The 25873-nt window shown below is 53.4% G+C and carries 23 protein-coding genes; 16 read left to right on the top strand and 7 right to left on the bottom strand.

Annotation, left to right across the window (positions count from 1 at the left end):
• Nucleotides 1-4 precede the first annotated feature (4 nt).
• Nucleotides 5-775 (top strand): 5-oxoprolinase subunit PxpA, encoded by a 771-nt coding sequence (locus tag F3J40_RS19810; RefSeq protein WP_167017391.1) that lies wholly within the window; start codon nucleotides 5-7, stop codon nucleotides 773-775.
• Between the two features lie 45 nt (nucleotides 776-820).
• Here F3J40_RS19810 and F3J40_RS19815 read toward each other — a convergent pair whose 3' ends face one another.
• Both F3J40_RS19815 and F3J40_RS19820 read right to left on the bottom strand, forming a co-directional pair.
• The gene (locus F3J40_RS19815; RefSeq protein ID WP_167017393.1) at nucleotides 821-1786 is read right to left on the bottom strand and encodes a threo-3-hydroxy-L-aspartate ammonia-lyase; all 966 of its coding nucleotides are present in this window, start codon (nucleotides 1784-1786) and stop codon (nucleotides 821-823) included.
• Nucleotides 1787-1816: 30 nt separating this feature from the next.
• Nucleotides 1817-2197, bottom strand: coding sequence for a RidA family protein (locus F3J40_RS19820; RefSeq protein ID WP_167017395.1), 381 nt, complete (start codon nucleotides 2195-2197; stop codon nucleotides 1817-1819).
• 256 nt (nucleotides 2198-2453) lie between these two features.
• Between F3J40_RS19820 and F3J40_RS19825 the strand changes: the two genes are divergently transcribed.
• From F3J40_RS19825 to F3J40_RS19850, 6 genes are all read left to right on the top strand, one after another.
• Nucleotides 2454-3077 (top strand): helix-turn-helix transcriptional regulator, encoded by a 624-nt coding sequence (locus F3J40_RS19825; RefSeq protein WP_167017540.1) that lies wholly within the window; start codon nucleotides 2454-2456, stop codon nucleotides 3075-3077.
• 437 nt (nucleotides 3078-3514) lie between these two features.
• A complete protein-coding gene (locus F3J40_RS19830; RefSeq protein ID WP_167017397.1) occupies nucleotides 3515-4984 on the top strand; it encodes an aldehyde dehydrogenase family protein in 1470 nt (489 codons plus the stop codon).
• 103 nt (nucleotides 4985-5087) lie between these two features.
• On the top strand, nucleotides 5088-6692 hold the full coding sequence (locus tag F3J40_RS19835; protein WP_167017399.1) for an ABC transporter substrate-binding protein: 1605 nt from the start codon (nucleotides 5088-5090) through the stop codon (nucleotides 6690-6692).
• 25 nt (nucleotides 6693-6717) lie between these two features.
• Complete coding sequence (locus F3J40_RS19840; protein ID WP_167017402.1) at nucleotides 6718-8049, top strand: NAD(P)/FAD-dependent oxidoreductase; 1332 nt, start codon at nucleotides 6718-6720, stop codon at nucleotides 8047-8049.
• A gap of 77 nt (nucleotides 8050-8126) precedes the next feature.
• Complete coding sequence (locus F3J40_RS19845) at nucleotides 8127-9251, top strand: M20 aminoacylase family protein (protein ID WP_167017404.1); 1125 nt, start codon at nucleotides 8127-8129, stop codon at nucleotides 9249-9251.
• A 105-nt stretch (nucleotides 9252-9356) separates the two neighbouring features.
• Nucleotides 9357-9713 (top strand): cupin domain-containing protein, encoded by a 357-nt coding sequence (locus tag F3J40_RS19850; protein WP_167017406.1) that lies wholly within the window; start codon nucleotides 9357-9359, stop codon nucleotides 9711-9713.
• A gap of 160 nt (nucleotides 9714-9873) precedes the next feature.
• On the opposite strand, the gene F3J40_RS19855 is transcribed toward F3J40_RS19850, so the two are convergent.
• From F3J40_RS19855 to F3J40_RS19875, 5 genes are all read right to left on the bottom strand, one after another.
• Nucleotides 9874-10221: a hypothetical protein gene (locus F3J40_RS19855; protein ID WP_167017409.1), complete on the bottom strand. Its 348-nt coding sequence runs from the start codon at nucleotides 10219-10221 to the stop codon at nucleotides 9874-9876.
• Nucleotides 10222-10297: 76 nt separating this feature from the next.
• Entirely contained in the window at nucleotides 10298-11107 is an 810-nt protein-coding gene (locus F3J40_RS19860; RefSeq protein WP_167017411.1) for an SDR family oxidoreductase, read from the bottom strand.
• Complete coding sequence (gene iolE, locus F3J40_RS19865) at nucleotides 11104-12018, bottom strand: myo-inosose-2 dehydratase (RefSeq protein ID WP_167017413.1); 915 nt, start codon at nucleotides 12016-12018, stop codon at nucleotides 11104-11106. The genes F3J40_RS19860 and iolE overlap by 4 nt, the downstream gene beginning before the upstream one ends.
• 14 nt (nucleotides 12019-12032) lie before the next feature.
• Nucleotides 12033-13877, bottom strand: a complete 1845-nt coding sequence (iolD, locus tag F3J40_RS19870; RefSeq protein WP_167017415.1) for a 3D-(3,5/4)-trihydroxycyclohexane-1,2-dione acylhydrolase (decyclizing) — start codon at nucleotides 13875-13877, stop codon at nucleotides 12033-12035.
• Between the two features lie 148 nt (nucleotides 13878-14025).
• Nucleotides 14026-14964 (bottom strand): MurR/RpiR family transcriptional regulator, encoded by a 939-nt coding sequence (locus tag F3J40_RS19875; RefSeq protein WP_167017417.1) that lies wholly within the window; start codon nucleotides 14962-14964, stop codon nucleotides 14026-14028.
• A gap of 412 nt (nucleotides 14965-15376) precedes the next feature.
• Here F3J40_RS19875 and F3J40_RS19880 point away from each other — a divergent pair, with 412 nt between their 5' ends.
• The 9 genes from F3J40_RS19880 (at nucleotide 15377) to F3J40_RS19920 (ending at nucleotide 25751) form a co-directional block, all read left to right on the top strand.
• Complete coding sequence (locus F3J40_RS19880; RefSeq protein ID WP_167017419.1) at nucleotides 15377-16813, top strand: NAD-dependent succinate-semialdehyde dehydrogenase; 1437 nt, start codon at nucleotides 15377-15379, stop codon at nucleotides 16811-16813.
• Between the two features lie 9 nt (nucleotides 16814-16822).
• Nucleotides 16823-17641 carry an HpcH/HpaI aldolase family protein gene (locus F3J40_RS19885; protein ID WP_167017421.1) on the top strand — a complete coding sequence of 273 codons (819 nt, stop codon included), beginning with the start codon at nucleotides 16823-16825 and terminating at the stop codon, nucleotides 17639-17641.
• Nucleotide 17642: 1 nt separating this feature from the next.
• Complete coding sequence (locus F3J40_RS19890; RefSeq protein ID WP_167017423.1) at nucleotides 17643-18635, top strand: hydroxyacid dehydrogenase; 993 nt, start codon at nucleotides 17643-17645, stop codon at nucleotides 18633-18635.
• Nucleotides 18636-18666: 31 nt separating this feature from the next.
• Nucleotides 18667-19680 carry an inositol 2-dehydrogenase gene (iolG, locus tag F3J40_RS19895; RefSeq protein ID WP_167017425.1) on the top strand — a complete coding sequence of 338 codons (1014 nt, stop codon included), beginning with the start codon at nucleotides 18667-18669 and terminating at the stop codon, nucleotides 19678-19680.
• Entirely contained in the window at nucleotides 19673-20788 is a 1116-nt protein-coding gene (locus F3J40_RS19900; protein ID WP_167017427.1) for a Gfo/Idh/MocA family protein, read from the top strand. Before iolG ends, F3J40_RS19900 begins: the two co-directional genes overlap by 8 nt.
• 196 nt (nucleotides 20789-20984) lie before the next feature.
• The gene (locus tag F3J40_RS19905) at nucleotides 20985-21911 is read left to right on the top strand and encodes a substrate-binding domain-containing protein (RefSeq protein WP_167017429.1); all 927 of its coding nucleotides are present in this window, start codon (nucleotides 20985-20987) and stop codon (nucleotides 21909-21911) included.
• A gap of 69 nt (nucleotides 21912-21980) precedes the next feature.
• Nucleotides 21981-23033 (top strand): sugar phosphate isomerase/epimerase family protein, encoded by a 1053-nt coding sequence (locus F3J40_RS19910; protein ID WP_167017431.1) that lies wholly within the window; start codon nucleotides 21981-21983, stop codon nucleotides 23031-23033.
• A gap of 10 nt (nucleotides 23034-23043) precedes the next feature.
• A complete protein-coding gene (locus F3J40_RS19915) occupies nucleotides 23044-24213 on the top strand; it encodes a Gfo/Idh/MocA family protein (RefSeq protein WP_205297457.1) in 1170 nt (389 codons plus the stop codon).
• A gap of 80 nt (nucleotides 24214-24293) precedes the next feature.
• Complete coding sequence (locus tag F3J40_RS19920) at nucleotides 24294-25751, top strand: sugar porter family MFS transporter (protein ID WP_167017433.1); 1458 nt, start codon at nucleotides 24294-24296, stop codon at nucleotides 25749-25751.
• Nucleotides 25752-25873 lie beyond the last annotated feature (122 nt).

Below are 25873 nucleotides of genomic sequence, written 5' to 3' on the forward strand. Positions count from 1 at the left end.
GATAATGAAAATTGATGTGAACTCCGACATGGGAGAAGGCTTCGGCGTTTATCAGCTGTGTGATGACGATGCCATGATGAATATTGTCTCCTCAGCCAACATCGCCTGCGGTTTTCACGCGGGTGATCCTGCCATTATGACCAATATGGTCCGGCTGGCGAAGGCGCGCGGTGTGGGTATCGGTGGGCACCCTGGTTTCCCGGATCGCCAGGGGTTTGGTCGCCGCGAGATCCCTTTCTCCGATGATGAAATCTGCCAACTGGTGGCGTATCAGGTGGGTGCCCTGATGGGGATTGCGGCGGCGGAAGGGGGGCGGGTTGCACATGTTAGCTTCCATGCGGCGCTGGGTAATGTGATCAACCGGGACGAGGCACTGGCGCTGCGGGTGATGAGCTGCCTCGCGCGGCTGGATAGATCGTTCATCATTTTTTGCCAGTCGGATACCATCATTGAACGCGCTGCCATCGCAGCAGGCCTGCGGAGTCTGACGCTGTTTCTGGCGGACCGTGCTTATCAGGCAAATGGCCAACTGGTCCCACGCGGTAAGCCTGGTGCAGTGATCAATGATGAGGCGACGCTGCGTGCCCGTGTGCGACAGTTTCTCCAGACCAGCAGCGTCACCACCTATGAGGGTGAAAACCTGCCACTGCGCGCGCGCTCTATTCTGGTACACAGCGACACGCCGGGTTCCGTCGAACTTGCGACCATCATTCGAAGTGAAATCGAAGCCAGCGGCAACAGTGTCGCTCCGGCCAGTGATGTTCTTGCTCAATAACGCTGAGCCTCGCCGTTAACGGCGAGGTTTTTTCCTTTCAGAGTGTCACTGCATCCAACCGGCAAATTTGCTGATATCCACATTTCCGCCGCTAATAATAACGCCGATGCGTTTACCGCGAAGTGACTCCGTTTGCTGGAGCGCTGCTGCAAATCCTAAGCATCCCGTGGGTTCCACCACTATTTTCATTCGCTCAGCGAAGAAGCGCATCGCATCCACCAGGGCAATATCTTGCGCAGTGTGGATATCGGTGACGTGTTTAGCAATGATCGGAAACGTGAGCTGGCCCAGGTGTTGGGTTTGGGCACCATCTGCAATCGTTTTTGGCGTCTCAATATGCACAATTTCCCCAAGGCGCAACGATTGTTGTCCATCATTACCCGCTTCAGGTTCCACGCCATACACTTTACAGCCCGGTGATAACGTTGCTGCGGCCAGCGCAGAACCGGCTAATAGCCCTCCGCCACCGAGTGGAACAAACAAAGCATCAAGCTCACCCACTTCTTCAAACAGCTCTTTTGCCGCCGTTCCCTGTCCGGCAATGATATCTGCATGGTCGTAAGGGGGGATGAGGGTCAAACCTTCTCGCTGTGCGATCTCGCGTCCAATTTGCTCCCGGTCTTCGCTATACCGGTTGTATTCCACCACTTTCCCGCCATAGCCACGGGTTGCAGCAACTTTTGCCGCTGGCGCATCATGCGGCATGATAATCGTGGCCGGGATCCCCAGTATTTTTGCGGCCAACGCAATCGCCTGAGCATGATTGCCGGAAGAAAATGCCACCACACCCGCTGCTTTCTGCGCATCGTTGAACTGTAACAGCGCATTCAGTGCACCTCTGAATTTAAACGCCCCCATACGCTGATAGTTCTCACACTTGAAGAAGATTTGGCAGCCAGCCAGTGAATCTGCGGTGCGTGACGTTAACACGGGCGTGCGGTTCAGATAGGGTGCGATACGTGCTGATGCAGCTTCAACATCGGCAAAAGTGGGAAAAATCAGTTCAGTCATACGTTTTACCTGCGATGAAAATGAAAAGACTCATGCCGCGGCCACGGCCTCGACTTCAATGGCTGCCCCGTAATGCAACTGAGCTACCCCGGCAACGGCCCGCGAAGGACGAGCCGCCCCAATCCATTCTGAGTATGCCTGGTTGAATTCAGGCCACCTCGCCATATCGGTGATATATACCCGAACGTTGACTAAGCGCGATCTCGTGACGCCTGCACCGCTCAGGCAAGCATCCAGATTTTTCAGTACCTGAGACACCTGGACCGAAAAAGGCTGATCGGCCAGCACTTGACCCTCTGCGGTAACCGGCAGTTGGCCTGAGATGTAAACAAAGCCATTGACGGTGCAACTCGGCGAGTAGTGCCCACCCACCGGTGAAGTGGAGGGATTTTGTACGATATCGTTAAACATAGGCATCCTTGGTGAGTGAGATTTTACCTGCCGTTGAGTGCTCGCTTTGAGTTACAAAAAATCTACTATTAGATAATAATTCTAATTTATAGCGATGAATGACGTCTCTGACAAGTACAAAGTGACGTAAAAAGCGATCAATAAGTAGGCTGTATGACTGCCTGAGCGGCGTGGGAAAAGGTGCAGATTTGTGTTTGACAAAAAATCTTACTTTGAATATTTTATCGAAAAGTCGCTGATGGTCGTTGGAGAACGTATGACACACAAACAGGACAATCTTTTACTTTCCCAACTGGATTCCATTGCTAAAGGCCTGAGTGAAACCTTTGCCCCCTTTTGCGAAGTCGTTGTGCATGACCTGACAAATCCGACCCACGCGATCTTGTCGATTCATAACAATCTCTCTGGCCGTGAAACCGGTGCTCCGGCGACGGAAATGGGCCTTGCGAGGATTGCCTCGCCTGAGTTTCCCGATGTCATTGCTAATTATGCGAATCACTTTGCAGATGGGCGGCCAGTGAAAAGTACGTCAGTGGGTATTCGCAATCAGGAAGGGGATTTTGTCGCTGCATTATGTCTGAATGTCGATTTAACCCTGTTTCGTGGTATGCAAAGTGCGTTTGATGAATTTACAAAAATCACCACTAACAGCATAAGTGAAAATCTGGAGCCTACCGGAACGGAAGCTATTAGAAAACGCATCGATCAGTTCGCCGCTAAATTGGCAACCACACCTCGCGCCCTTAAAAAAGCAGAAAGAAAAGAACTCATCAATGATCTGCGTGACAATGGCTTTCTTGATATTAAGCGTTCAATGGAAACTGTTGCTCAACATATTGGGGTTTCCAGAGCGTCTGTGTATCTTTATGCGAAGGATTAGGCAAGCTAGATTATATTTAATTTGTTGAAATTATTCATGTTGTGATCGATGTTAGTGGTCAAGGAGATGAGTGATTTACACGAAAGATGTCTCTGTTTTAGTGTGGTGAAAATCCCTACCCGTTGATTTTATGAGAAAAACACAACCGCCCAATGTGGCGGTTTTTTTGTTTTAATTTTACATCCATATCGGTGAGAAAATTTATTATTGCACAATGTTGGTGCGTGATTATTTTATTTTTAACAACGGTTTTATTGGCGGCATATACGGTTTTTTTACGGGGTGATTACAGCATTGCGTTTCGGTTTTCCAGAAATTAAAACGTTATTCTGTTCATGTTATTTGGCACGCTATCTGCATCGTTAATATTGCAAGCTATTGACGGGTATTGATGACTCGTGACGTTGTCCTGGTATCATCCAACAAGGAACCCTATCATGCTCAGTTTCGATCCAAATAGTGTGAAAATTCCCCTGGGAAATTTCATTAACGGTAAGTATCAGGCGTTGAGCGGTCAGAAAATACCGGTCAAACGCCCCTCTGATGGCCGTTTTTACGCTGATTTAGATGAGGCCTCCGCAGAGGATGTCGACCAGGCCGTACAGTCTGCTCAACGGGCGTTTACAGAAAGCGGCTGGCGCAGCCGACCGCCAAGAGAGCGCGGCGCTGTTATGCGGCGCTGGGCCGATTTGATCGAAAACGATCGGTATCTGGCACAGCTGGAGTCCTTAGGATCAACGCGTCCGATCAGTGATGTTATCCATCATGAGATCCCGTTTACGGCGGAAGCCATTCGTTTTTATGCCGAATGCGCAGATAAGTACAGCGGCGATCTGTTCCCAACGCGCGACAGCAGCCTCGGTATGCTCATACCAGAACCTTATGGTGTGATTGCCGCCATTGCGCCATGGAATTTTCCGCTGTCAACGGCTTCCTGGAAGCTGGGGCCTGCGCTGGCTGCGGGCAACTCGGTAGTGATTAAACCTTCTGAGCTTACGCCATTTTCCACAGCACGCATGGCGGAGCTTGGGGTTCAGGCGGGTCTCCCTGCGGGGGTCCTCAATGTGGTGCAAGGGCGTGGGGCCATCACCGGACAGGCACTGATCACCCATCCTCTGGTACGCAAAATTTCCTTTACTGGTTCGACCGCCACGGGTGCGCACATTATGAGCGCTGCTGCTTATCACGGGACGAAACCCGTGACGCTGGAACTAGGAGGAAAAAGCCCGCAGCTGGTGTTTAACGATGCTGGCGACATTGATGAGTTAGCTATGCGGATGCTGCGTGGTTTTACCGCTAATGGCGGTCAGGCATGTGTTGCGGGCACCCGGCTTATTGTGCAAACCGGCATCGCTGAGGCGCTCACGCAGAAATTAATTGGGCTATGTAAAGGTTTCCGCCCTGGGCTCACCTGGGATGAGCAGACAGGCTACGCGCCAATGATTGATGAAAAACAGGGCCAGAAGGTGGCCTCTATCGTGGCGGCGGCCAAATCACAGGGTGCCGAAGTCCTGGTAGGCGGAGAACGTTTTGCGGATACCGGTGAGGGTTGGTTCTGGCAACCGACACTGATGTGCAATCTTACGTCAAACAACCCCGCCATTGAGCAGGAGATCTTTGGCCCGGTTCTCACCATTCAGACCTTCGAAGAGGAAGACGAAGGACTGGCTTTGGCTTCCCATGAGAGCTACGGGCTCTGTGCCGGTGTTCACACGCTCAGTCTGCCACGGGCATTAAGAGCCATGCGGTCGATTGATGCCGGTACGGTCTGGATCAATCGCTATACCCGCAGCGGCGACTTCATTATTCCAACCGGCGGATTTATGCAATCGGGTATTGGCAAAGATCTCGGCAGGCAGGCATTCGAAGCCAGCCATCGCCATAAAAGTGTGCTTATCGATTTCTAAACCATGACGAGATAAGACCGGGTCCGCCCTGGCGGCAGGACCGTTTTACAGCGCGAGGGATCGCATTTCCTGTTTTTCCTTTCATACAGTTGAGGGTGTGCAGATGAGTAAATTTCGCAAAGAATTTGGCACTGTGAATCCGACTTTAATCCGGGCCATCTCTGAAGTGTCGCTTTCGCGCCGCAGTGTGATGAAACTGCTGTCTGCGGGGGCGGTGATGAGCACGGGCTTGATTGGCTTCCCGGAAATGAGTGTGGCGGCAGAAAACCCGGTAAAGGGGGGCAAACTGCGTGCCGCAATGTCTAACGGCTCGGCCCTGGATACGCTGGACCCCGCGCGCAGTAACAACAGCGCTGACTATACCCGTCAGTATATGTTTTACAGCTGTTTGCTGGATCTCGATAAGCACAACGCCGTTCAACCGGCACTTGCTGAGACGTGGTCATCGGACGATAACATCACGTGGCACTTCAATCTGCGCAAAGGCGTGCAGTTTCACGATGGCAAACCGCTGACCAGTGACGACGTGGTGTTTTCTTTGAACCGCCATAAAGATCCCGCAGTGGGATCAAATGTGTTCAAGCTGGTCGAGCAGATGAAAACCATTCGTGCAGTGGATACGCATCAGGTTGAAATCGTCCTCGCCCAGCCGAATGCAGATTTGCCGCCAATGCTGGCTTGCCCGCAATTTTTCATCCTGCAAGAGGGAACCAAAACCTTTACCAAGGCGATTGGCACGGGGCCATTTGTGTGCAAGGAGTTTACACCCGGCATGCGGACCGTGGGCGTGAAAAACCCGAACTACTTCAAACCTGGGCTGCCGCATCTGGACGAGGTGGAACTGTTAGGCATCACTGATGATAACGCGCGTATCAATGGGCTGATGTCTGGCGACCTGATGATCGTCAGTTCGATATCTGCTGCAAGTGCCAATCGCCTGAAGACCACCGAACAGTTTGGGGTTCTGGAAAGTAAATCGGGCATGTACACCGACCTTATCCTGCGTGCGGATATGAAACCCGGTAACAACGCGGATTTTGTATTGGCGATGAAGTCTCTGCAACCGCGCGAAATGATGGTGAAAACCGCCTTGCAGGGCTATGGCGATATTGCCAATGACACACCATTTACCCCGTGGAATCCCTATTACCGCAAGGATCTTCCCCCCAGGCCTATCGATATCGATAAAGCCAAATATCACGTGAAAAAGGCGGGTATGACAGGGGCAACGGTTGAACTGGTGACGATGCCGGGCATTCAGGCTTCCGTCGAGGCCAGCCTGATGATCCAGCAAATCGCCCGGGGGGCCGGGCTGAATTTTAACCTGCGCCGCGTGCCTAATGATGGCTATTGGTCAACCCACTGGACCAAAGATGCAGTGGGCTACGGTTCAATTAACCCACGGCCCACCATCGACATGCTGCTCTCGCAGTTCTACCTCGCCAACGCTTCGAACAATGAATGTCACTGGAATAACCCTCAGTTCGACCAACTGGTGGTGGCGGCGCGGGGGGAAAGCGATCAAGCCAGGCGCAAGCAGATGTACGGTGACATCCAGGAAATGATTTACAACCAGTCCGGCACGCTTATCCCTTGCTTTGTCAGCATGATTGATGGCTACAGCAAGAAGCTGAAGGGGCTAGAGTCCTGGCCATCAGGGATGGTGATGGGCTATCGCTTTCATGAATTTGCCTGGCTCTCAGCCTGATATTAACCAACTTGAGGTAAACGCTATGCCTGCACCGATTCGCTATGTCCAGGACAGTGCATTCTTTCCCGATTCCGCCGATGTCGTGATTATTGGTGCCGGTATTGCCGGTGCCGCTGCGGCATGGGAGTTAACCCGTAAAGGCCATAAAGTGGTCTTACTCGAAAAAGGGCTGGTGGGTGCTGAGCAGTCGAGCCGCAACTGGGGCTGGTGCCGTAAGCAAAACCGGGATGAACGTGAACTGCCGTTAATTATTCATGCGCTGGAGCGCTGGGGGGAACTCAAGGAGGAGACGGGAGAAGAGCTAGGTTTTCGTCGTACTGGGTTGATCTATGCTACCCAGGATCAAAGCGATATTGAAAGCTGGGAAAAGTGGAAGCAGATGGCGCGCCAGTATGGTGTGCAGAGTGATGTTCTGACGGCAGAGCAAATTCGCGCCATGACGCCCGGAGGAAAAACCCAATGGCTGGGGGGTGTTTCCTCCCCGACGGATGGGCATGCTGAGCCTCGCCTTGCGGCTCCGGGTCTGGCGATCGCGGCTCAGCGTCACGGTGCATTGGTGTTTCAGCAGTGCGCTGTGCGTGGCCTGGATATTGCGGCAGGTAAAGTCAGTGGTGTCTGGACCGAACGCGGGCTGATTAAAACCCACCGTGTCATTTGTGCCGCTGGCGCCTGGACATCCATGTTCTGCCGTCGCCACGGTATTGCGCTGCCGCTGGGCAACGTCATCGGAACCGCGTTCCGTACCCATCCCATCGCGCAGGCTATTGCTGTTCCACTCTTCACCAAAAAATTCGCCTGTCGCCCGCAGATGGACGGCAGCTATACCGTCTCGGTCACTGGAAAAGGCAGGGTTGAACCTGGTGCTCAGGGGCTGCGTTATGCACGTCAGTTTTATCCAACGTTCAAAAGTCGGCGGGCAAACCTTGAGGTGAATCTGGGGCTGAAACCCTTTTTCAAAGGTCCGGAAGCTTTTGCCCGCTGGGACTTTGACAAGGTTTCCCCCTTCGAGCAGAGCCGTATTCTGGACCCGGATGCAGACCCGCGCATCGTGCAGCAGGGCTTAGCCGAAATGCAGAAAGAGTACCCGGCGCTGGCGGGACTGAAGGTCTCGCAGGCGTGGGGCGGCATGATCGACAGTACGCCAGATGCCATTCCGGTGATCTCTAAAGTTGACGCGCTGCCCGGTTTGATTTTGTCGGCGGGCTACAGCGCCCATGGTTTTGGTATTGGCCCTGGCGCAGGGCGGTTGGCTGCCGATCTGGCCGTTGAAGACAACCCGATTGTAGACCCAACCCCTTATCGCTACAGCCGGTTGGTTGATGGCAGTGCACTGAATGTGCCAGGCATGCTGTAACCCCTGGTGACGGCGGAACTCGCGAGCAGCTAAGCCGGCTGCTCTGAGCAACTTACTGATTATCGCAAGGAATGAAGATGGCATTGACCTCTTTGATTGAACTACGTCGCGACTTACATGCGCATCCGGAGTTGGGCTACCACGAGTTCAGAACGGCGGAGATCATCGCCGGGTTTCTCAACCGCTGCGGGATTGAAGTTCACACCGGGATCGGTAAAACCGGTGTGGTCGGCGTACTGAAACGTGGAAATGGCACTCGCGTGATTGGTCTGCGTGCCGATATGGATGCTTTACCGATGGCAGATGAAAGCGAGCAGCCCTGGCGCAGTCAGCACGCTGGCGCGGCACATGCCTGTGGTCATGATGGCCATACGGTGATGCTGCTGGGAGCGGCGGAGTATCTGGCTCGTGAAGGCCAGTTTGATGGTACGGTCTGTTTCATCTTCCAGCCAGCGGAAGAGGGGATTGCCGGGGCGAAGGCGATGATTGACGACGGGCTATTTCATCGCTTCCCCTGTGATGCTGTTTATGCCGTGCATAACTGGCCGGAATTACCGCTGGGTGAGGCGCAAACCCGTGCCGGAGCCATTATGGCTGCGGGCGATCGTTTTGATATCACCGTCTCAGGGGGGGGTGGCCATGCTGCACAGCCCCATCTCTCGCGCGATACTTTACTGGCGACCAGTGAGCTGGTGGTGCAATTGAATACCATAGTGGCGAGAGCCATTCATCCTTGCGAAGCGGCTACGCTGACTGTCGCCCGCATTCAGGGTGGCTCTTCACATAACATGATCCCGGCAAAAGCGGAGATAACCGGCACAGTGCGCACATTCAGTCCGCAAGTGCAGGACCTGATTGAAGGTCGGGTGAAACAACTAGCAGAGCACATCACGGCGGCACATGGGTTAGCCGCCGAGGTGAAATACACGCGCTATTACCCCGCAACTATCAACAGTGAGGCTGAAGCCCATCTGGCGCTCCAGGCCGCCAGTGATGCCGGTCTGAAAGCGGCAATTGCTCCTTATCCGGCGATGACATCCGAAGATTTCGCCTTTATGTTGCAGGAAAAACCCGGCGCTTATTTATGGCTAGGTTCTGCGCCTGGCTATCCACTGCATCATCCTCGTTTTGATTTTAATGATGACCTGATCCCTTACGGGATTAAGTGGTTCAGTGGCGTTGTGGCCAGAGAGTTAGGTTAATTTCAATAACGCCCTCTGGCGCTCGACACTTGTTTTTTGATGCACAAACAATCCTGGCTAATTTCCATAGCCAGGCCTACTCGCGTAAATATTGGGATAATGTCAATGAAAGTACAGAAAATTGCACAGGCTGCAACCACCGATCAGATCGACGCTCGCGGGGATATGGAGGGGGTATCTGGCTCACCGGTCATTGCACTTTCAGGTAAGAAAGTGGTTATTCCGGGCAAAGAAAGTGTCAATACCGGGATATTTGAATGTACAGCAGGAAGCTATCGCCGTGTTATCAAACAGGCAGAGATCATGCATATTCTGCAAGGGGAAGGCAGCTTCACGCCGGATGGTGAGGAACCTGTCTACTTCCGTCCCGGAGACGCCCTGTTCTTTGCCGAAAATACCGAAGGGCTGTGGGTGATAGAGAGTATTATGCGTAAAGTCTATGTCATTGTGGATGCCAACTGATTAACTGAATCCGCACACGCATTGCTGCCGACTGAAATAAATTCAGCATAATGTATTTATGCTGAATTATTCGTCTGAGCATGGTGCCTCGTGGTGTTTTACCTGGAGGGAGAGAAAGTCGGGATTAATTTGGCGCTAGCGTGCTCTGATTGCCTTTCTTTTAAAGGGACTGGATTAGGGTATTTTTAATGAACATGGGGCGCTCGCGTAGGGCTTCTCTTTCCAGCTCAACATGGATTCTTTTACAGTTATGCTCTAAGTTGCCAATTTTGGTTTCCAGCGCGTGCGTATTCTCTGATGAGACCAGTTCGAGCATGTGGAAAATTTCATGGCGAACGCTGTCACCAAACGTTTTTAAGGTTTTGTGACGTATTAACCAGTTCAATAGCTCCGTTTTTTTCTCTTCTTCTGATTTATCCCGATAAATGTACAGGGTCTCGACTTTGCGTATTTTGGCTAAAAAGCACGTATAGAAATAGTGTATCTCACTGAGTTGTTGAATATTCATCCTGTCCTCATCACAGCAAGTGAGTGAACATACCGCAACCCGCTTGCAACAGCAGGCCGGTTGCGGGCAGTTTTAATTACAGTGGCGCATCCGGTGTATCAGCCTGGTCGTAAGCACCCCAGATGGTCTGATCATAATTGACGATGGAGCCAGTCATCAGGCCGGACTCTGTGCTGGCAAGAAACGCGACTGCGCGAGCGACCTCTTCCGGCGAGATCAGTCGCCCAAACGGCTGTTCCGCTGCGGCTTTTTCCAGCCAGTTCTCTTCTGCACCGTGATAGGTGCGCATAATACGATCTTCGCCTTCCGAGGCCATCCAGCCAATATTGAGTCCATTGACCCGAATGCGGTTGCGCAGCAGGGCATAAGCCGTATTGCGCGTCAGGGTGGCTAATGCCCCTTTGGAAGAGCAATATGCGGCAATAAAAGGCTGACCCGCGAGGGCTGACATCGAACAGATATTGACGATGCTGCCCTCAATGTTCTCGCGGCGCATCACTTTGATGGTCTCCTGCATCAGGAAAAAGGGGCCGCGTACGTTGGTGGCGAACATTTGGTCGAACAGTTCGGGCTCGGTATCCAGAATCGTTCCGCGATCGGTCATCCCCCCGGCATTCACCAGAATATCGACCCGTTTGAAGATCTCATCGGTGGTGGCGATGACATTACGGCAATCCTCTACTGAGGACAGGTCTGCCTGAACAAATTCAACGCGCGCAGCACCCTCAGCATTTAACTGCGCGGTAATCGCTTTACCTTTAGCGGCGTTACGACCACAAATGACCACACCCGCTGCGCCATTTTGCGCAAAATGACGTGCAATAGCGGCACCCAGCCCCTGCGTTCCGCCGGTGACAACGGCGACTTTTCCTGCGAACTGACTCATGACAACCTTCCTTCTACAAGTGTGTATCCCGCGGCTTTCAGCGCTTTTTGCAGCGTGCTATGACCAATACGGGCATATTTAAGTGGCGGTGCTTTGGCGGGGTCTTGCTCAGCTTCGACAACAAACCAGCCTTGATACTCTAATGCAGCCAGCGTTCTGGTGATTTCTTCAAAGTCGATCATCCCATCCCCTGGCACGGTATACACGCCTTTGAGTACCGCATCGAGGAAGCTGTCTTTATTCCAGTCTAACGATGACAGCACCTCTCTCCTGACATCTTTGGTGTGTACGTGGTTAATGCGCGCACCGTGCTTTTTCAGGATGCTGAGGGGATCGACCCCGGCAAACACCAGATGTCCCGCATCAAACAGCAATCCCACCTCTTTGGTGGTGACCGCCATCAACCGGTCAATATCATGTTCATCTTCGATTGCCGTGCCCATATGGTGGTGAAAGGCGAGAGGCACGCCATAATCTGCGCAGAACTTGCCGAACTGTGACAGTTTCTCACCGTAGGCCCGGACCTGTTCATCGGTTAACCGGCGACGCTGAGATAATGGGATCTGTTGTTGGTTCTGGATCGTCCCCGCAGTCTCACCGTAAACCAGACATGCCGCTCCGCACGCTTTAAACAACTGCAATTGCGGCAGTGCCTGGTTGATCTCATCCTCAAGGGTGTTATCCAGCAGGGTGCCGGAGTACCAGCCGGAAACCAGCTCCAGCTGGTACTCTTTCAGCAAAGGTTTGAGCGCTTCACTGGTTTTGGGAAATTTACCGCCGGTCTCGACCCCCTGAAATCCCGCCTGATGGCTCTCCGACAGGCAAATGGATAACGGGGTGTCTCCCCCCAGTTGTGGCAGGTCATCGTTGGACCAGGCAATAGGTGCAATACCGAGTTTGGCCTTAAGCATCTTTGTCACTCCTGTTAAATACCGACACGCTGATTTTTACGCCCGGCGATGTGTTCTTCGCGGGCCTGATTGACACTCTCACGCGCACTGACTTCCGGTACGCCCACATCCCACCAGGCATCCCCCGGCGTCCAGTCAAACGGATGGGTATCGATACAAATTACCGTGGTGCGATCATTGCCTTTCGCCCAGACAATGGCGTCCTGAAGTTCGTCAAGAGAGGCGACTTTACGTGCCAGTGCGCCCATGGATTGCGCGTTTGCGACAAAATCAACGTGGAAAGGCTCTTTGACGCGGCAGTCTTTCAGCAGGTTGTTAAATGATGCTCCGCCTTTGGCATTTTGCAGGCGGTTGATAACGGCATAACCGCCGTTATCACACACCAGTAAGATGAATTTGTGTCCCGAAAGGACGCTGGAGTAAATGTCGGAATTCATCATCATGTAGGTGCCGTCACCGATCATGACAAAGACATCACGGTCTTGTTCTGCCATGGCAACGCCCCATCCAGCCGAAAGCTCATAGCCCATACAGGAGAAGCCAAATTCACAATCAAAGGTGCCTGGATTTTTGACCTTCCAGCCTTTTACCAGCTCACCCGGTAAACCGCCCGCCGCGCTGATGATGTAATCTTCTGGTGCAGCCTGCGCATTGACCACGCCAATCACCTGCGCATAGGTTGGCGCGCCATCTGTCGAGGTTCTCTCCTGGCGGGTTGCTATCAGTTCATTCCAGCCCGCAAAGGCTTTGCGCCCCCGCTCTAGCCAGGCGTAATCGGCTTGCCAGTTGCCCAGCACGCGGTTGAGTTCGTTAAGCCCTTCTCGCGCGTCACACACCAGTGGAATAGCACGATGTTTGTGGGCATCGAAGCGTGCGGCATTCAGGGCAATAAACTGTGCGTTCTCACTAAACACCGTCCATGAGCCGGTGACGAAATCCATCAGACGCGTCCCGACGGCGATAATGACGTCGGCGTTGCCCGCCAGTTCATTCGCGGAGGTTGAGCCCAGAATACCGATCGGCCCCATGTGCAGAGGGTGATCGTGGGTAAAGGCCCCTTTGCCAGCGATGGTTTCCACTACGGGGATGCCGTGTGCCTGGGCAAACTGTTCCAGCGCGGCTTCAGCTTGCGAATAACGCACGCCGCCACCAGAAATAATCAGTGGGCGCTTCGCACGCAGCAGGCACTCTTTCGCTCGCTCCAACAACTGCACATCCGGGCGAGGGCGCGGCATGGTGTGCAGACGCGGTTGGAAGAAGGCTTCCGGGTAATCGTACGCCATCTCTTGCACATCCTGGCACACGCCAATAAAGGCCGGGCCGCAGTCACCTGGATCGAGCAGGGTAGCCACTGCCTGTGGCAATGACGAGAGGATCTGTTCAGGCCAGGTGATGCGATCCCAATAGCGTGAAACCGACTTGAAGGCATCATTGACGGTCTGCGTTGGATCGTTGAAATGTTCAACCTGTTGCATGACCGGGTCTGGCACCCGGCGGGCAAAACTGTCGCCACAAATCATCAGAACAGGAAGGCGGCTGGTGTGCGCGACACCCGCAGCGGTGAGTAAGTTGGTGGTGCCGGGTCCGATGGAAGCGGTAACCACCATGATTTGACGTCGTACCATCGCTTTGGCAAAACCCACCGCCGCAAACGCCATTGACTGTTCATTCTGACCACGCCATGTGGGCAAGGTATCCTGTGCGGCTTCCAGTGCTTCGCCCAGACAGGTCACGTTGCCGTGGCCAAAAATTCCATAGACCCCGGGAAACAGTGGAACCCTGTTCCCGTCAACTTCCGTAAATTGATTGCTCAGGTAGCGAACAATTGCCTGAGCGGTTGTGCAACGAATCGTAGCCATAATGTCACTCACTTTCACGGGACGCCAATAACAGCATCTGGGTTTCAATCTACAACGTTATTTGCCAATAAATTGTTATGGCAATAAAAGTTGCAAATTTTGCTTGCAGTTATCCCTCCCCGTGAGGGGAAAAATAACCACCTTTTAATCAGGCGCGAACACGTTTACGCGAAGTCTCTGTGCGTTGTTCTCGCTCTGTCAGGGTTTCAATGCGCGGCGGTGCTTTTTCTGGATGCAGTGCGGCTGCTAACGCCATCGCAATACTCTGTGCCAGGCAAACCGGTGCCGCGAGGGAACGGGAGAAGCTGTACTCTTCTTCTGGCACGGTAAACAGCACCTGAGCGTGTTTCGCCAAAGGCGACAGATTGCTGTCGGTGATGGCAATGATCGGTAATCCCCGGGCATGTACTTCATCGGCAATGGCAATCACCTCTTTGGCATAATGGCGGAACGAAATGGCGAACAGCATATCGTTATCACGCATATTTTTTGCCATTTGCGGTGCCAGGCCACCGGCAGCATCCAGCAGCACGACACGGCGATTCAACATGGTAAAGAGGTAACGCAGTAGCATCGCCACGGGCTCAGAGCGCAGCTGACCAATGATGTAGATGGTATCGGCGGCTTTGAGGAGTTCTGCGGCCTGATCCAGCTCGGCACCGGTAATATTCTGCAGCAGCTCTTGCAACGTGGCGATATCGCGAATCACCAGACTCTGCAAGAAGCCCGCACTGCCTTTCTCTTCGTTTTTCTGCAAATCCGCTTCGAGGGCATTGATCCGTTCGTTGTAGCCCGGTGCTGCGGTCGCCAGACGTGACTGAAACACGCTTTGCATCTGCTTGAACCCGCTGTATCCAAACACCTGAGCAAACCGCACCAGCACGGAAGGATGTAAACCACACTTCGCTGCCACTGCGTTGATGGACTCCAGCGCCACGGTGTTGGGGTTCTGGGTGATATAGCGCGCGGCCTGTTTGTGACGCTCTGAGAGTTTTGGGTAGTGTTTGGTAATTTCATCCACCACCTGCTCATAGGTGTCGTGCGGCAATGGTTTCTCGGTTGGCTTAGCTTTGCTCTCTTTCGTCATGTCGACATACCCCTAAAGCAATCCCTGTATCGGTCTCAGATAGTATCCGCAATAAAAATTGCAGCCAACTCTGTAATGCAATTAGTTCTAACGCATTCGACGTACCAGAGGAAAATTTCTTCACGATTTTTGTGATTCGACTCGAAGAATTTCATTTTAAATTTTTCCCTTCAAGGGGATTGTTGCACGTCATTGCAATTTAACTTGTTGAAATTAATCAAACTTATTAGCTCTCCCTTTCTGGGTTTGGTGAAAAGTTCTCTGATTGCAATTTTTATTGCTGTGATCCTAATATTGCAAACATCAGTGCGATGCGATGACTTTTTAGTCTGAACGAAAAGGGTCGCAAGCCGTTGTCATGCAGGTCAGGGATTAAGCGCCTGGCCAGACACAGATGCCAAAGGGGTAATACATGATCTACGACAATTTTGGACAGTTCATTGGTGGCAAGTGGTGCCACGGTAAGGGTAAGGAGCCCATTCATGTCAGCGATCCAGGCAATGGCAAACTGCTGGGATCGATCCCATCGGCTTCCACTGAAGATACGCTAGCCGCACTGAGCGCAGCAGAAACAGCACTGGAGAGCTGGAAACATACTCAAGCCTGGGCCCGTGCTGACTTATTGCAGGCGGTGGCCCGTGAGATGGTTGCTGCCAGTGCCGAAGCGGCAGTGGTGATTTCTCAAGAGAGCGGAAAGCCGCTGGCACAGGCAAAGCGTGAATGGGAACTCTCGGTTGATCAGTTCGTCTGGTATGCCGAAGAGGCACGCCGCATTTATGGCCGTGTCGTCGAGAGTCGTGTGCCGGGGGGGCGCTTTGAAGTGACGCATGAGGCAGTAGGGGTGGTTGCGGCCTTCACCGCCTGGAATTTCCCGGTGGTTTTGGTCGCACGTAAACTTGCACCGGCCCTTGCAGCAGGCTGTACCGTGGTCCTTCGCCCCTCCAGTGAGGTACCAGGCTCGGCGATGATGGTATTTGAATGCCTGCGCAAAGCGGGCATTCCGGCAGGGGTAGCAAATCTGGTGGTGGGCCCAACGGCGGAGACTTACGAACCGTTAATCAGCTCACCGGTGGTGAAAAAAGTGTCGCTCACTGGCTCTACACAGCTAGGCCAGCAAATGATCCGCGATTCTGCCGACACCGTTAAACGGCTCAGTATGGAGCTAGGTGGTAACGCACCGGTGATTGTTTACGAGGATGCCGATGTGGAAAAAGCGCTCGATCTCTCGGTCGCCACCAAATTCGCCAACTGCGGACAGGTCTGCGTAACTTGCGATCGCTTCTATGTTCATGAATCCCTTTATGCGGCGTTCGTCGAAGGATTTGCCCAGCGCGCGCGCCAGATAACCGTGGGTTATGGGCAGGATGATGGCGTTACCATGGGACCCCTCATCAACCCACGCCGCTTACAGGCGATTGAAACGATTGTGGCTGATGCGCGAGCTAAAGGCGCGAAAGTCGTCAGTGGTGGACATCGTATTGACCTCCACGGGGGCTATTTCTATGCCCCTACCGTACTGGCCGATGTTCCCGATGATGCGCTGGCGATTGCCGAAGAAAATTTTGGTCCGATTGCGGCCATTACCTCGTTTTCTGACCATGAAGACCTCTGGGCTCGCGTGAATAACTCCGCCTTTGCGCTCTCGGCGTATGCCTTTACGCGCGATCCCGCCCGGATTCGTGAAACCGTGACAAAACTTGAAGCGGGCATGGTCGGCATCAACAGCTATGCGCTGGCGGCAGCGGAAGTGCCTTTCGGTGGCATCAAGGCGAGTGGCATGGGGCGTGAGGGCGGCAGTGAAGGCCTTCACGACTATATGAACGTCAAACTGGCCCAGATTGTGGTGTAAGGAGCAGGGATGAAACTCAACAACATTAAATCATGCTGGCAGGCGGGCAAACCGGTGCTGAACGGCTGGCTCAGTATTGCAAACGCTTTTAGCGCAGAAATCATGGCCCAGCAGGGTTATGACTCGCTGACCATTGATTTACAGCACGGGTTTGTGGGCTACGACGAGGCAAAAAGCATGTTGCAGGCGATGCGCGCCAGCGGCGTTGCACCGATGGTGCGCGTACCCTGGCTGGAGCCGGGCATTATCATGAAGGCTCTGGATGCCGGGGCATGGGGCGTGATCTGCCCGATGGTGAACACGGCAGAGCAGGCGCAGCAGTTAGTCTCCTGTGTGCGCTACCCGCCGACCGGCAGTCGGAGTTTTGGGCCAACCCGCGTTTCTGTTGCTGAAGGGGCCGATTATGGGCAATACGCCGATGACCATGTGGTGTGTTTCGCCATGATTGAAACCGCTGAAGCGTTTGACAATCTGGAAGCGATTGTCGCCACGCCGGGCCTGGACGGCGTTTATATCGGTCCCGCCGATCTGACCTTAGGCCTGACCGGACGCAAATACCGCACCGGTTTTGACCGTGATGAACCGGAAATGGTTGAAGCGATTAAACACATCGTGACGGTGGCACATCGCGCGGGAAAAAAAGCCGGACTGCACAACGGTACGGCCACTTATGCGGCTAATGCGGTGGAGTGGGGCTTTGATTTAGTCACCGTGTCTAATGACGTGCAGCTGTTACGTCAGTCGGCGTCCGCCAGCGTGCAACAATTCCGCGCGCTGAGTGAGGGGAAATCCGCGGAAAAACACGCAGCACAGACCGGGGGCTACTGATATGCCAAATGTACTGGTGGCTGGAAAGATTCATGCGGCGGGGCTGGAGATCCTTCGCAACGCGCCGGGCTTTAACGTGACTCTGGTTCCCGAAGTCAGCGTTGAAAGCTATGCACCGCATTTACCCCAGGCTGACGCACTGCTGATCCGCACACAGCCGATGACGGCAAAAGAGATTGCCAGCGCAACGCAGCTTAAGATCGTTTCCCGCCATGGTGTGGGCTATGACTCGGTGGATATTAACGCGCTGAACGAGCGCAACATCCCGCTGACCATTGTGGGCGATGTTAATTCACTCTCGGTGGCGGAGCACACGCTAACGCTGCTGCTGGCCCTGGCAAAGCGTGTGACCTGGTTTGATAACGGCATCCGGGCCAATGAGTGGAACCGTCGCAATACCTTTTCGGCGGTTGAGATTGCGCATCGCAAGCTGTTCATTTTGGGCTTTGGTCGTATCGGGCGTGAAGTCGCGCGGCTGGCGCAGAGCTTCCGTATGCAAGTGATGGCCTATGATCCGTATCTGCCTGATGACGTGTTTAACGCGCAGAGCGTTGAACGCGTTATCGATATTCATCAGGGGCTGGCAGCAGCGGATGCCGTCACGGTACATCTGCCACTGAGCGGGGAGAAGCCGCTGATTGGCAAAACGGAGTTAGCCATGATGAAACCTGGCGCGTTCTTAATTAATACCGCGCGTGGCGGCATTGTTGATGAAGATGCGCTGGCACAGGCGCTGGCGAACAATCAGCTGGGTGGGGCCGGTCTTGATGTGCTCAAGGCAGAGCCAGCAAATCTGAGTGATGCACTGCTCGCGCAGAGCGACCGACTGATTCTTAGCCCGCACTCGGCAGGGTTAACGGAAGAGGCAGCGATGCGGATGTCCGTCTCCGCCGCGACCAATATTGTGGATTACTTTAATGGCCAGCTCGACGACACGCTGGTGGTGAATAAGCAGGTGCTGGCACTCCAGAACCTGATGAGCCAACTACCCTAAAAATAAGAACCCCTGTTACCTGGAGAGAGTCATGATCAGAGTCGCCATTCTTGGTGCCGGTCGTATCGGTCACGTGCACGCGGCAAACGTGGCACGACATAAAGATGCTACGCTTGTCACTATTGCCGATCCTTTTATCAGCAACGCGCAAGCGCTCGCGGCTACCTGGGGTGGTACGGCAATTGCCGACCCGCTGGAAGCCATTAATCATCCGGATATTGATGCGGTAGTCATTGGCACACCCACGCACACCCACGTTGAACTGATGCTGGCTGCGGCCAAAGCAGGTAAAGCGGTGCTGTGCGAAAAACCAGTGGATCTCGATATTCATAAAGCGCTCGCCGCAGATAAGGCGCTGGGCGAGCAACGTAAAAAAGTGATGCTCGGTTTTAATCGCCGCTTCGATCCGGGCTTTGCCGAGATCAAACAGCGCATTCAGCGCGGCGATATTGGCGATCTGCATCAGGTCATTATTACCAGTCGTGATCCGGGGCTGGCACCGATGGGCTATCTGGAAACCTCTGGGGGGATCTTCCGCGATATGGTGATCCATGATTTTGACCTGGCGCGCTGGATCCTTGGCGAAGAGCCAACCGAAGTCTTTGCCGTGGGCAGCCGTCTGTTTGAACCCGAACTTGAAGCACTTGGTGACTACGACACCGTCATGGTGCAAATGCGTACCGCATCCGGCAAGCAATGCCAGATCAACTGTAGTCGTCAGGCTGTCTATGGCTATGACCAACGTCTGGAGGTATTTGGTTCAGCCGGTATGTTACTGAATGACAACCTGCGCGAAACCACGGTACGTCATTACAGCGCGCAGGAAACGGAAACGCGCGGTCCGTTGCTCAACTTCTTTATGCAGCGTTATACCGACGCCTATCGCCTGGAAATGGAAGCCTTTATCTCTGCAATTAAGGAAGGCGTAGCGCTGCCGACCACGGTGTTTGATGGTTGCCAGGCGTTGCGTCTGGCGGATGCCGCACAGCTGTCGGCTGATACTCACGCGGTAGTGAAACTGAATGAAGGAGCGAAGGATGCGTAAGCTGGGGATTGGACTGATAGGTACAGGTTTTATGGGCAAATCCCACGCCATGGCGTGGCGAGCTGCCGCTTCATTTTCCGGTGAGATTCAGCCGGTATTAGTGAGTGTGGCGGATATCAATGGCGAAGCGGCTGAGAATGCCGCGAGCCAGTTTGGGTTTCAGCGCTGGGCTACCCGCTGGCAGGACCTGATTGAAGACCCCGAAATTGATGTGATTTCCATTACATCACCCAATCGCTTCCATGCGGAGCAATCACTGGCGGCGATTGCGGCGGGTAAACACGTGCACTGTGAAAAACCGCTGGCACCCAATGGGGAGATTGCCGAGCAGATGTATCGGGCCGCAGAAAAAGCCGGGGTCATCACCCAGGTCGGGTTTAACTACATCAAAAATCCGTTGCTTAAGCGGGCTAAGCAGATGATTGCGGACGGAGAACTTGGCGACATAACCGGTTTTCGCGGCATCCATGCAGAAGACTTTATGACCAGCCCTCAAGTCCCCTGGTCCTGGCGACTGGATCCTTCTGGGGGCGCTGGCGCGGTGGCCGATCTGGGGAGCCATATTCTGGGCATGGCGCGTTTTATGCTCGGCCCCATCAGTGAGATTTTTGCCGATCTGGATACCGTGGTAAAAGCCCGTCCTGAAAGTGCCGGTGCTACGCAGCTGAAAGCCGTCGAGGTGGATGATATTGCCCGCCTTACCGTCAAGTTTGCGCGGGGTTGTGCCGGGCAGATTGAGGCTAACTGGGTGGCATCAGGCCATAAGATGCAGCTTGGGTTTGAAATTACGGGGACTCGCGGTTCGTTGATTTTCAATCAGGAACGTTTCAACGAATTGCAGTGGTATCAGGCGGGTGACAGAGAAGATTTGAACGGTTTCCGCACCATCGTCGCAGGCCCGGAGCATGCCCCCTATAACCTGTTTTGTCCGGCGGCAGGGCACCAGATTGGCTTTAACGATCTCAAAACCATTGAGATGCTGGAGTTTATTCAGTCTATCGCGAGCGGCAAAGCCGCTGGACCGGACTTCAAAGAAGCCTATGAAATTCAGCGGCTGGTGGATGCCGCTTTGGTGTCATCGCGTGAGCGGAGTTGGATCAGGTTGTAACACGGCGTTGATGTAAAACATTTATTGAGTTCTTCGACATTATTAACGAAACAATATAAAGCAGCGCTTTCTATGTTTAATAACATCGAAGCGCTGCCATATTGGCAATAGCAGTAAACCCTACGTAATAGCAGTAAATAATAAAATTACTTACTCAGCGTAACGCTGATACTCACGACTATTGTGGAAGGCTATCATGAAGAAGTTAATCTTACTCTGTTTGACGTTAATATCGTTAAGTCCCTCTGTGTTTGCCACCCAGGTGGGGGTCAGCATTGCACAAATGGATGATGTTTTCCTTTCTCGCCTTCGGGGATACTTAATTGAGCATGCTAAACAATACCCGGATATGAAACTGCAATTTGAAGATGGACAAGGTGCGGTGGATAAACAGTTAAGCCAGGTGCAAAGTTTTATTAATGCCAAAGTGGATGTCATTATTGTTAACCCTGTTGACACTCAGGGAACGAAAAATATGTCTGACGCGGCACGCAAGGCCAAAATACCGCTTATCTATCTGAACCGGATGCCCTCTGACTCAAAAATGGGCGACGGTGTCAGCTATATCGGCAGTGATGAAATTGAAGCCGGGCGCTTACAAATGGGCTATCTCGCCGAAATGGTGAAAGACCGTAAAAGCGTCAACGTTGCGATTATGAAAGGTCTGCTCAGCAATGATGCGACCCGCTTCAGAACGCAGGGTGCTAAAGAGGTCATTGCCCAACATCCCAATATGCATGTGATTCTGGAAGACACCGCCAAATGGATGCGTGAAGACGGAATGAACCTGATGAATAACTGGATTCTGACGGGGGATAAAATTGACATTCTTTCCGCGAATGCTGACGAAATGGCCATTGGCGCGGCGATGGCGATTAAAAGTAATGGATTGACCGTAGGTAAAGATATTCTGGTCGGCGGCACTGATGGTGGGCCTAATGGCTTGCAGGCAATTAAAACCGGTTTATTGACGGTGACAGTATTCCAGGATGCGAAGTCTCAGGCCTTTGACGCAGTGGATATGGCTGAGCAAGCGGCGAAAGGCGAAAAGTTGAAAGATATTAACTTTATTCCGTTCCAGTTAGTGACCCCGCAGAATTACCAGAAATTTATGACTCCCTAAAACCGTTTTTTATCTGTGTCCTTCGCACCTGTGAAGTAGCAGGTGCATTTTTTTCAATCTGGAGAAGTTATGAAGACAATTAAAGGACCTGGCGTTTTTCTGGCCCAGTTTGCTGGAGACAGTGCGCCTTTTAACACTCTGGCAGGGATGGCGGGTTGGGCGGCAGAAAAAGGGTTTAAAGGGGTGGAGATCCCCAGCTGGGACACCCGACTTATCGATCTGCGTAAAGCGGCAGAGAGCCAAACCTATGCAGATGAGGTTTTGGGGGTGCTGAGTGAACACGATCTCACTCTGACTGACCTTGCCAGCCATCTGCAAGGGCAACTGGTTGCACTGCATCCGGCTTTTGATCTCCCGGCGGATAGCTTTGCCCCGGCAGAAGTGCGCAGTCATCCCGAGGCGCGCCAGGCCTGGGCGACGGAACAGCTCTATCTGGCCGCAAAAGCCTCACGCAGATTGGGTCTGACGAAACACGTGACGTTCTCCGGGACGCTGCTGTGGCCCTACCTTTATCCCTACCCGCAATGGCCGGAAGGGCTGATTGAAGAGGGGTTTGACGAGCTGGCTCGCCGCTGGACACCGATTTTGAACGCCTTTGATGAGCAGGGTATCGACCTGTGCTACGAAATCCACCCGACGGAGGATCTGCATGATGGCCTGACTTTTGAGCGTTTCCTGGAGAAAAGCGGCAATCACGCGCGCTGCAACATGATGTATGACCCCAGCCATCTGGTGCTTCAGGGCATCGATTATCTGACCTACATCGATCACTACCACGAGCGTATTAAGGCGTTTCACGTCAAGGACGCCGAGTTCCGCCCGGATGGCAAAACCGGCGCTTACGGCGGTTATCAGCCCTGGACTCGCCGCGCAGGCCGCTTCCGTTCACCTGGCGATGGTCAGACTGACTTTGGCGCTATTTTCTCGAAGCTTACCGGCTACGGCTTTGATGGCTGGGCGGTGCTGGAGTGGGAGTGCTGCTTTAAAAATGCGGAAGATGGCGCGCGCGAAGGTGCGCAGTTTATTGATGAACACATTATTCGGGTGACCGGAAAGTCATTTGATGATTTCTGTAAGTCCTACGCCGATCGTTCACTGAACAAAAAAATTCTGGGTATATAAGGAGAGGATCATGGTCAAGTCATCATTGCAGGGACGTCGGATTCGTTTAGGGATGATCGGCGGGGGAGAAGGCGCTTACATTGGCGGAATACACCGGTTTGCCGCGCGTCTGGATAATGAATATGAGCTGGTTGCGGGTGCATTTGATGTCAACGCTGAGCGCGGTCACGCCTTTGCGGCGCAGAACTACATCGCGGCGGATCGCTCGTATAACGATTATCAGGCGATGATTGCCGGGGAAACGGCGCGTGAAGATGGCGTTGATGTGGTGGCGATCTGTACGCCGAATTTTACTCACTTCCCGATTGCCCGCGCTTTTCTGGAAGCGGGCATTGACGTCATCTGTGAAAAACCGCTGACGACAACGCTGGATGACGCCGAAGCCCTGAATGAAGTGGTGCGCAGTACGGGGGGCTTCCTTGGAGTGACTTACACCTATTCGGGCTACCCGATGATTATGGAAGCCCGTAATCGGGTGGCGGAAGGCTTAATCGGGAAAGTCCGCACGGTGCAGGTGGAATATCCCCTTGAGTGGATGGCAACCGGCGTCGAGTTGAACAACCAACAAGCGGCATGGCGTGTTGATCCAAAGAAAAATGGCCGGGGAGGCTCGATTGGTGATATTGGTACGCACGCCTATCACCTCGCGGGGTATGTCTCCGGGCTGAAAGTCGAAAGCGTCATGGCCGATCTGGCAACCTTTGTGGAAGGTCGGGCGCTGGACGACAACGCCCACGTCATGATGCGTTATGAAGGGGGTGCACGCGGTCTGTTGTGGTCTTCACAGGTGGCGATCGGTTGCTCAAATTCCCTGCGCCTGCGGGTCTTTGGCGAAACCGGGAGTTTGTGCTGGTTCCAGGAGCAGCCTAATGAGCTGATCTACACGCCGCTGGCAGGGTACACCCAAACCATCAAACGTGGGCGTGATGACCTGTTCGACCTGACCAAAGCGCGCACCCGCACGCCGCCAGGGCACCCAGAAGGGTATATCGAAGCCTTCACTAATCTCTATAGCGGTTTTGCTGCGGCGCTACGCGACCGCGACCGCCAGCGTGAAATCAGTGGCATCGGCGCGGCGGTTCCCCAGATCTATGAGGGGCTAAAGGGGGTGGCCTTTGTGGATGCCGTGGTTGACAGCCATGAACAGGGCAGCGTGTGGATCACGCCGAAATACCGTTAACTTCATACGTCACGTTGGGCGTGTGCAATGGTGCGGGTTAAAGAGTGATGGTTCACCCTGAATGAATTGGATAATTGATTATGAAGAAGTATCTGCAAGATTCTGCGTACGAAAATTCTCCAGCGCGGTTAACGGTCACGCAAAGGCTCTATTTTGTCGTGCTGGTCGCCACCATGGGGTCACTGGCATTTGGCTATGACACAGGCATTATTTCTGGCGCACTTCCCTACATGGGATTACCCGCCGTTCAGGGTGGACTGGGCCTCAATCCCTACAGCGAAGGTTTAGTCTCGTCTTCCTTAATTTTCGGTGCAGCGGTCGGGGCATTTTTAACTGGCTACATTACGGACCATTACGGCAGGCGAGTGACCTTGCGCTTTCTGGCCCTTATTTTTGTTTTAGGATCAGTGGGAACGGCCATCTCACCGAATACTGAGGTTATGGTCGCCATGCGCTTTGTCTTAGGTATTGCGGTGGGTGGCGGTTCCTCCACCGTGCCGATTTTCATTGCGGAAATCGCCGGACCTAAACGGCGCGCCCCTTTGGTGAGCCGCAATGAACTGATGATTGTATCGGGGCAACTGCTGGCCTACGTTGTCAGCACCATCATGAGCGTGGTGCTCCACGATCCTCACATCTGGCGCTATATGCTGGCGCTGGCTTTTATTCCAGGTGCGTTACTGTTTCTGGGCACGTTTTTTGTCCCGGCGTCCCCACACTGGCTGGTGGCGGAAGGCCGGCATAAGGAAGCCCGGAAGATCCTGGAAAAACTGCGTGAGACATCGTTAGAGGTTAAAACTGAAATTGATGAAATGCTCAATCACGCCCGTGAGACGCGTGAGGGGCCGCCAGCCCGTGAGTTGCTCAAGCAAAAATGGGTGATCAGGTTACTGCTTATCGGCTCGGTATTGGGTATCGCTCTGCAATTCACCGGAGTGAATGCGTTTATGTATTACACGCCAATCATCCTGAAAACCACCGGGATGGGAACCAGCGCCGCGATTGCTGCAACGATCGGTAATGGGGTTGTCTCGGTATTAGCGGCGATCGCGGGCATTCGCATTATTGACCGCTATGGGCGGCGAAACATGCTGACCACCGGGCTGTTGGTGGTGATCGTTATGCAGGTCGCATTGGGATCGGTGTTGATGTTTGTGCCTTCCGGGCTGGCGCAAAGCTTTCTCGCACTGGGCTGTATTCTGATTTTCTTGTTCTTTATGCAAATGTGCATCGCGCCGGTTTACTGGCTGCTGATGTCCGAACTGTTCCCGATGAAAGTGCGTGGAGTGCTGACCGGTGCTGCGGTCTCTTTTCAGTGGATCTGTAATGCCATCGTGGCGTTTGCCTTCCCGCCATTGTTGTCTGTGGCAGGAAATCAGACATTCTTTATTTTTGCTTTTATCAATGTGGCGTCGCTGATCATGGTGCTTACGATGTTACCTGAAACCCGGGGTAAATCGCTGGAGACCATTGAAAAAGAGATGCGCGAACGGTTTGGCGAGCAGGAACGGGAACAGGCGGTGAATACGATTTCGTAGTGAATGATTGCGGGAATTCCTCAGCGCCGGGAATAACAGCAAAAATGATCTTTGAGGTTTTATTGAGGTCTTTTTGCTGTTCTGTTCAGTAAAGGTTGCTGCTAGCTTGTTGGGTAGCGAAC

The sequence above is a fragment of the Candidatus Pantoea multigeneris genome (genome assembly GCF_011752615.1).
Lineage (GTDB): Bacteria > Pseudomonadota > Gammaproteobacteria > Enterobacterales > Enterobacteriaceae > Pantoea > Pantoea multigeneris.

Coding starts and splice junctions, on each gene's coding strand:
- F3J40_RS19810 (WP_167017391.1), top strand. CDS start 5: ATGAAAATTGATGTGAACTCCGACATGGGAGAAGGCTTCGGCGTTTAT.
- F3J40_RS19815 (WP_167017393.1), bottom strand. CDS start 1,786: ATGACTGAACTGATTTTTCCCACTTTTGCCGATGTTGAAGCTGCATCA.
- F3J40_RS19820 (WP_167017395.1), bottom strand. CDS start 2,197: ATGTTTAACGATATCGTACAAAATCCCTCCACTTCACCGGTGGGTGGG.
- F3J40_RS19825 (WP_167017540.1), top strand. CDS start 2,454: ATGACACACAAACAGGACAATCTTTTACTTTCCCAACTGGATTCCATT.
- F3J40_RS19830 (WP_167017397.1), top strand. CDS start 3,515: ATGCTCAGTTTCGATCCAAATAGTGTGAAAATTCCCCTGGGAAATTTC.
- F3J40_RS19835 (WP_167017399.1), top strand. CDS start 5,088: ATGAGTAAATTTCGCAAAGAATTTGGCACTGTGAATCCGACTTTAATC.
- F3J40_RS19840 (WP_167017402.1), top strand. CDS start 6,718: ATGCCTGCACCGATTCGCTATGTCCAGGACAGTGCATTCTTTCCCGAT.
- F3J40_RS19845 (WP_167017404.1), top strand. CDS start 8,127: ATGGCATTGACCTCTTTGATTGAACTACGTCGCGACTTACATGCGCAT.
- F3J40_RS19850 (WP_167017406.1), top strand. CDS start 9,357: ATGAAAGTACAGAAAATTGCACAGGCTGCAACCACCGATCAGATCGAC.
- F3J40_RS19855 (WP_167017409.1), bottom strand. CDS start 10,221: ATGAATATTCAACAACTCAGTGAGATACACTATTTCTATACGTGCTTT.
- F3J40_RS19860 (WP_167017411.1), bottom strand. CDS start 11,107: ATGAGTCAGTTCGCAGGAAAAGTCGCCGTTGTCACCGGCGGAACGCAG.
- iolE (WP_167017413.1), bottom strand. CDS start 12,018: ATGCTTAAGGCCAAACTCGGTATTGCACCTATTGCCTGGTCCAACGAT.
- iolD (WP_167017415.1), bottom strand. CDS start 13,877: ATGGCTACGATTCGTTGCACAACCGCTCAGGCAATTGTTCGCTACCTG.
- F3J40_RS19875 (WP_167017417.1), bottom strand. CDS start 14,964: ATGACGAAAGAGAGCAAAGCTAAGCCAACCGAGAAACCATTGCCGCAC.
- F3J40_RS19880 (WP_167017419.1), top strand. CDS start 15,377: ATGATCTACGACAATTTTGGACAGTTCATTGGTGGCAAGTGGTGCCAC.
- F3J40_RS19885 (WP_167017421.1), top strand. CDS start 16,823: ATGAAACTCAACAACATTAAATCATGCTGGCAGGCGGGCAAACCGGTG.
- F3J40_RS19890 (WP_167017423.1), top strand. CDS start 17,643: ATGCCAAATGTACTGGTGGCTGGAAAGATTCATGCGGCGGGGCTGGAG.
- iolG (WP_167017425.1), top strand. CDS start 18,667: ATGATCAGAGTCGCCATTCTTGGTGCCGGTCGTATCGGTCACGTGCAC.
- F3J40_RS19900 (WP_167017427.1), top strand. CDS start 19,673: ATGCGTAAGCTGGGGATTGGACTGATAGGTACAGGTTTTATGGGCAAA.
- F3J40_RS19905 (WP_167017429.1), top strand. CDS start 20,985: ATGAAGAAGTTAATCTTACTCTGTTTGACGTTAATATCGTTAAGTCCC.
- F3J40_RS19910 (WP_167017431.1), top strand. CDS start 21,981: ATGAAGACAATTAAAGGACCTGGCGTTTTTCTGGCCCAGTTTGCTGGA.
- F3J40_RS19915 (WP_205297457.1), top strand. CDS start 23,044: ATGGTCAAGTCATCATTGCAGGGACGTCGGATTCGTTTAGGGATGATC.
- F3J40_RS19920 (WP_167017433.1), top strand. CDS start 24,294: ATGAAGAAGTATCTGCAAGATTCTGCGTACGAAAATTCTCCAGCGCGG.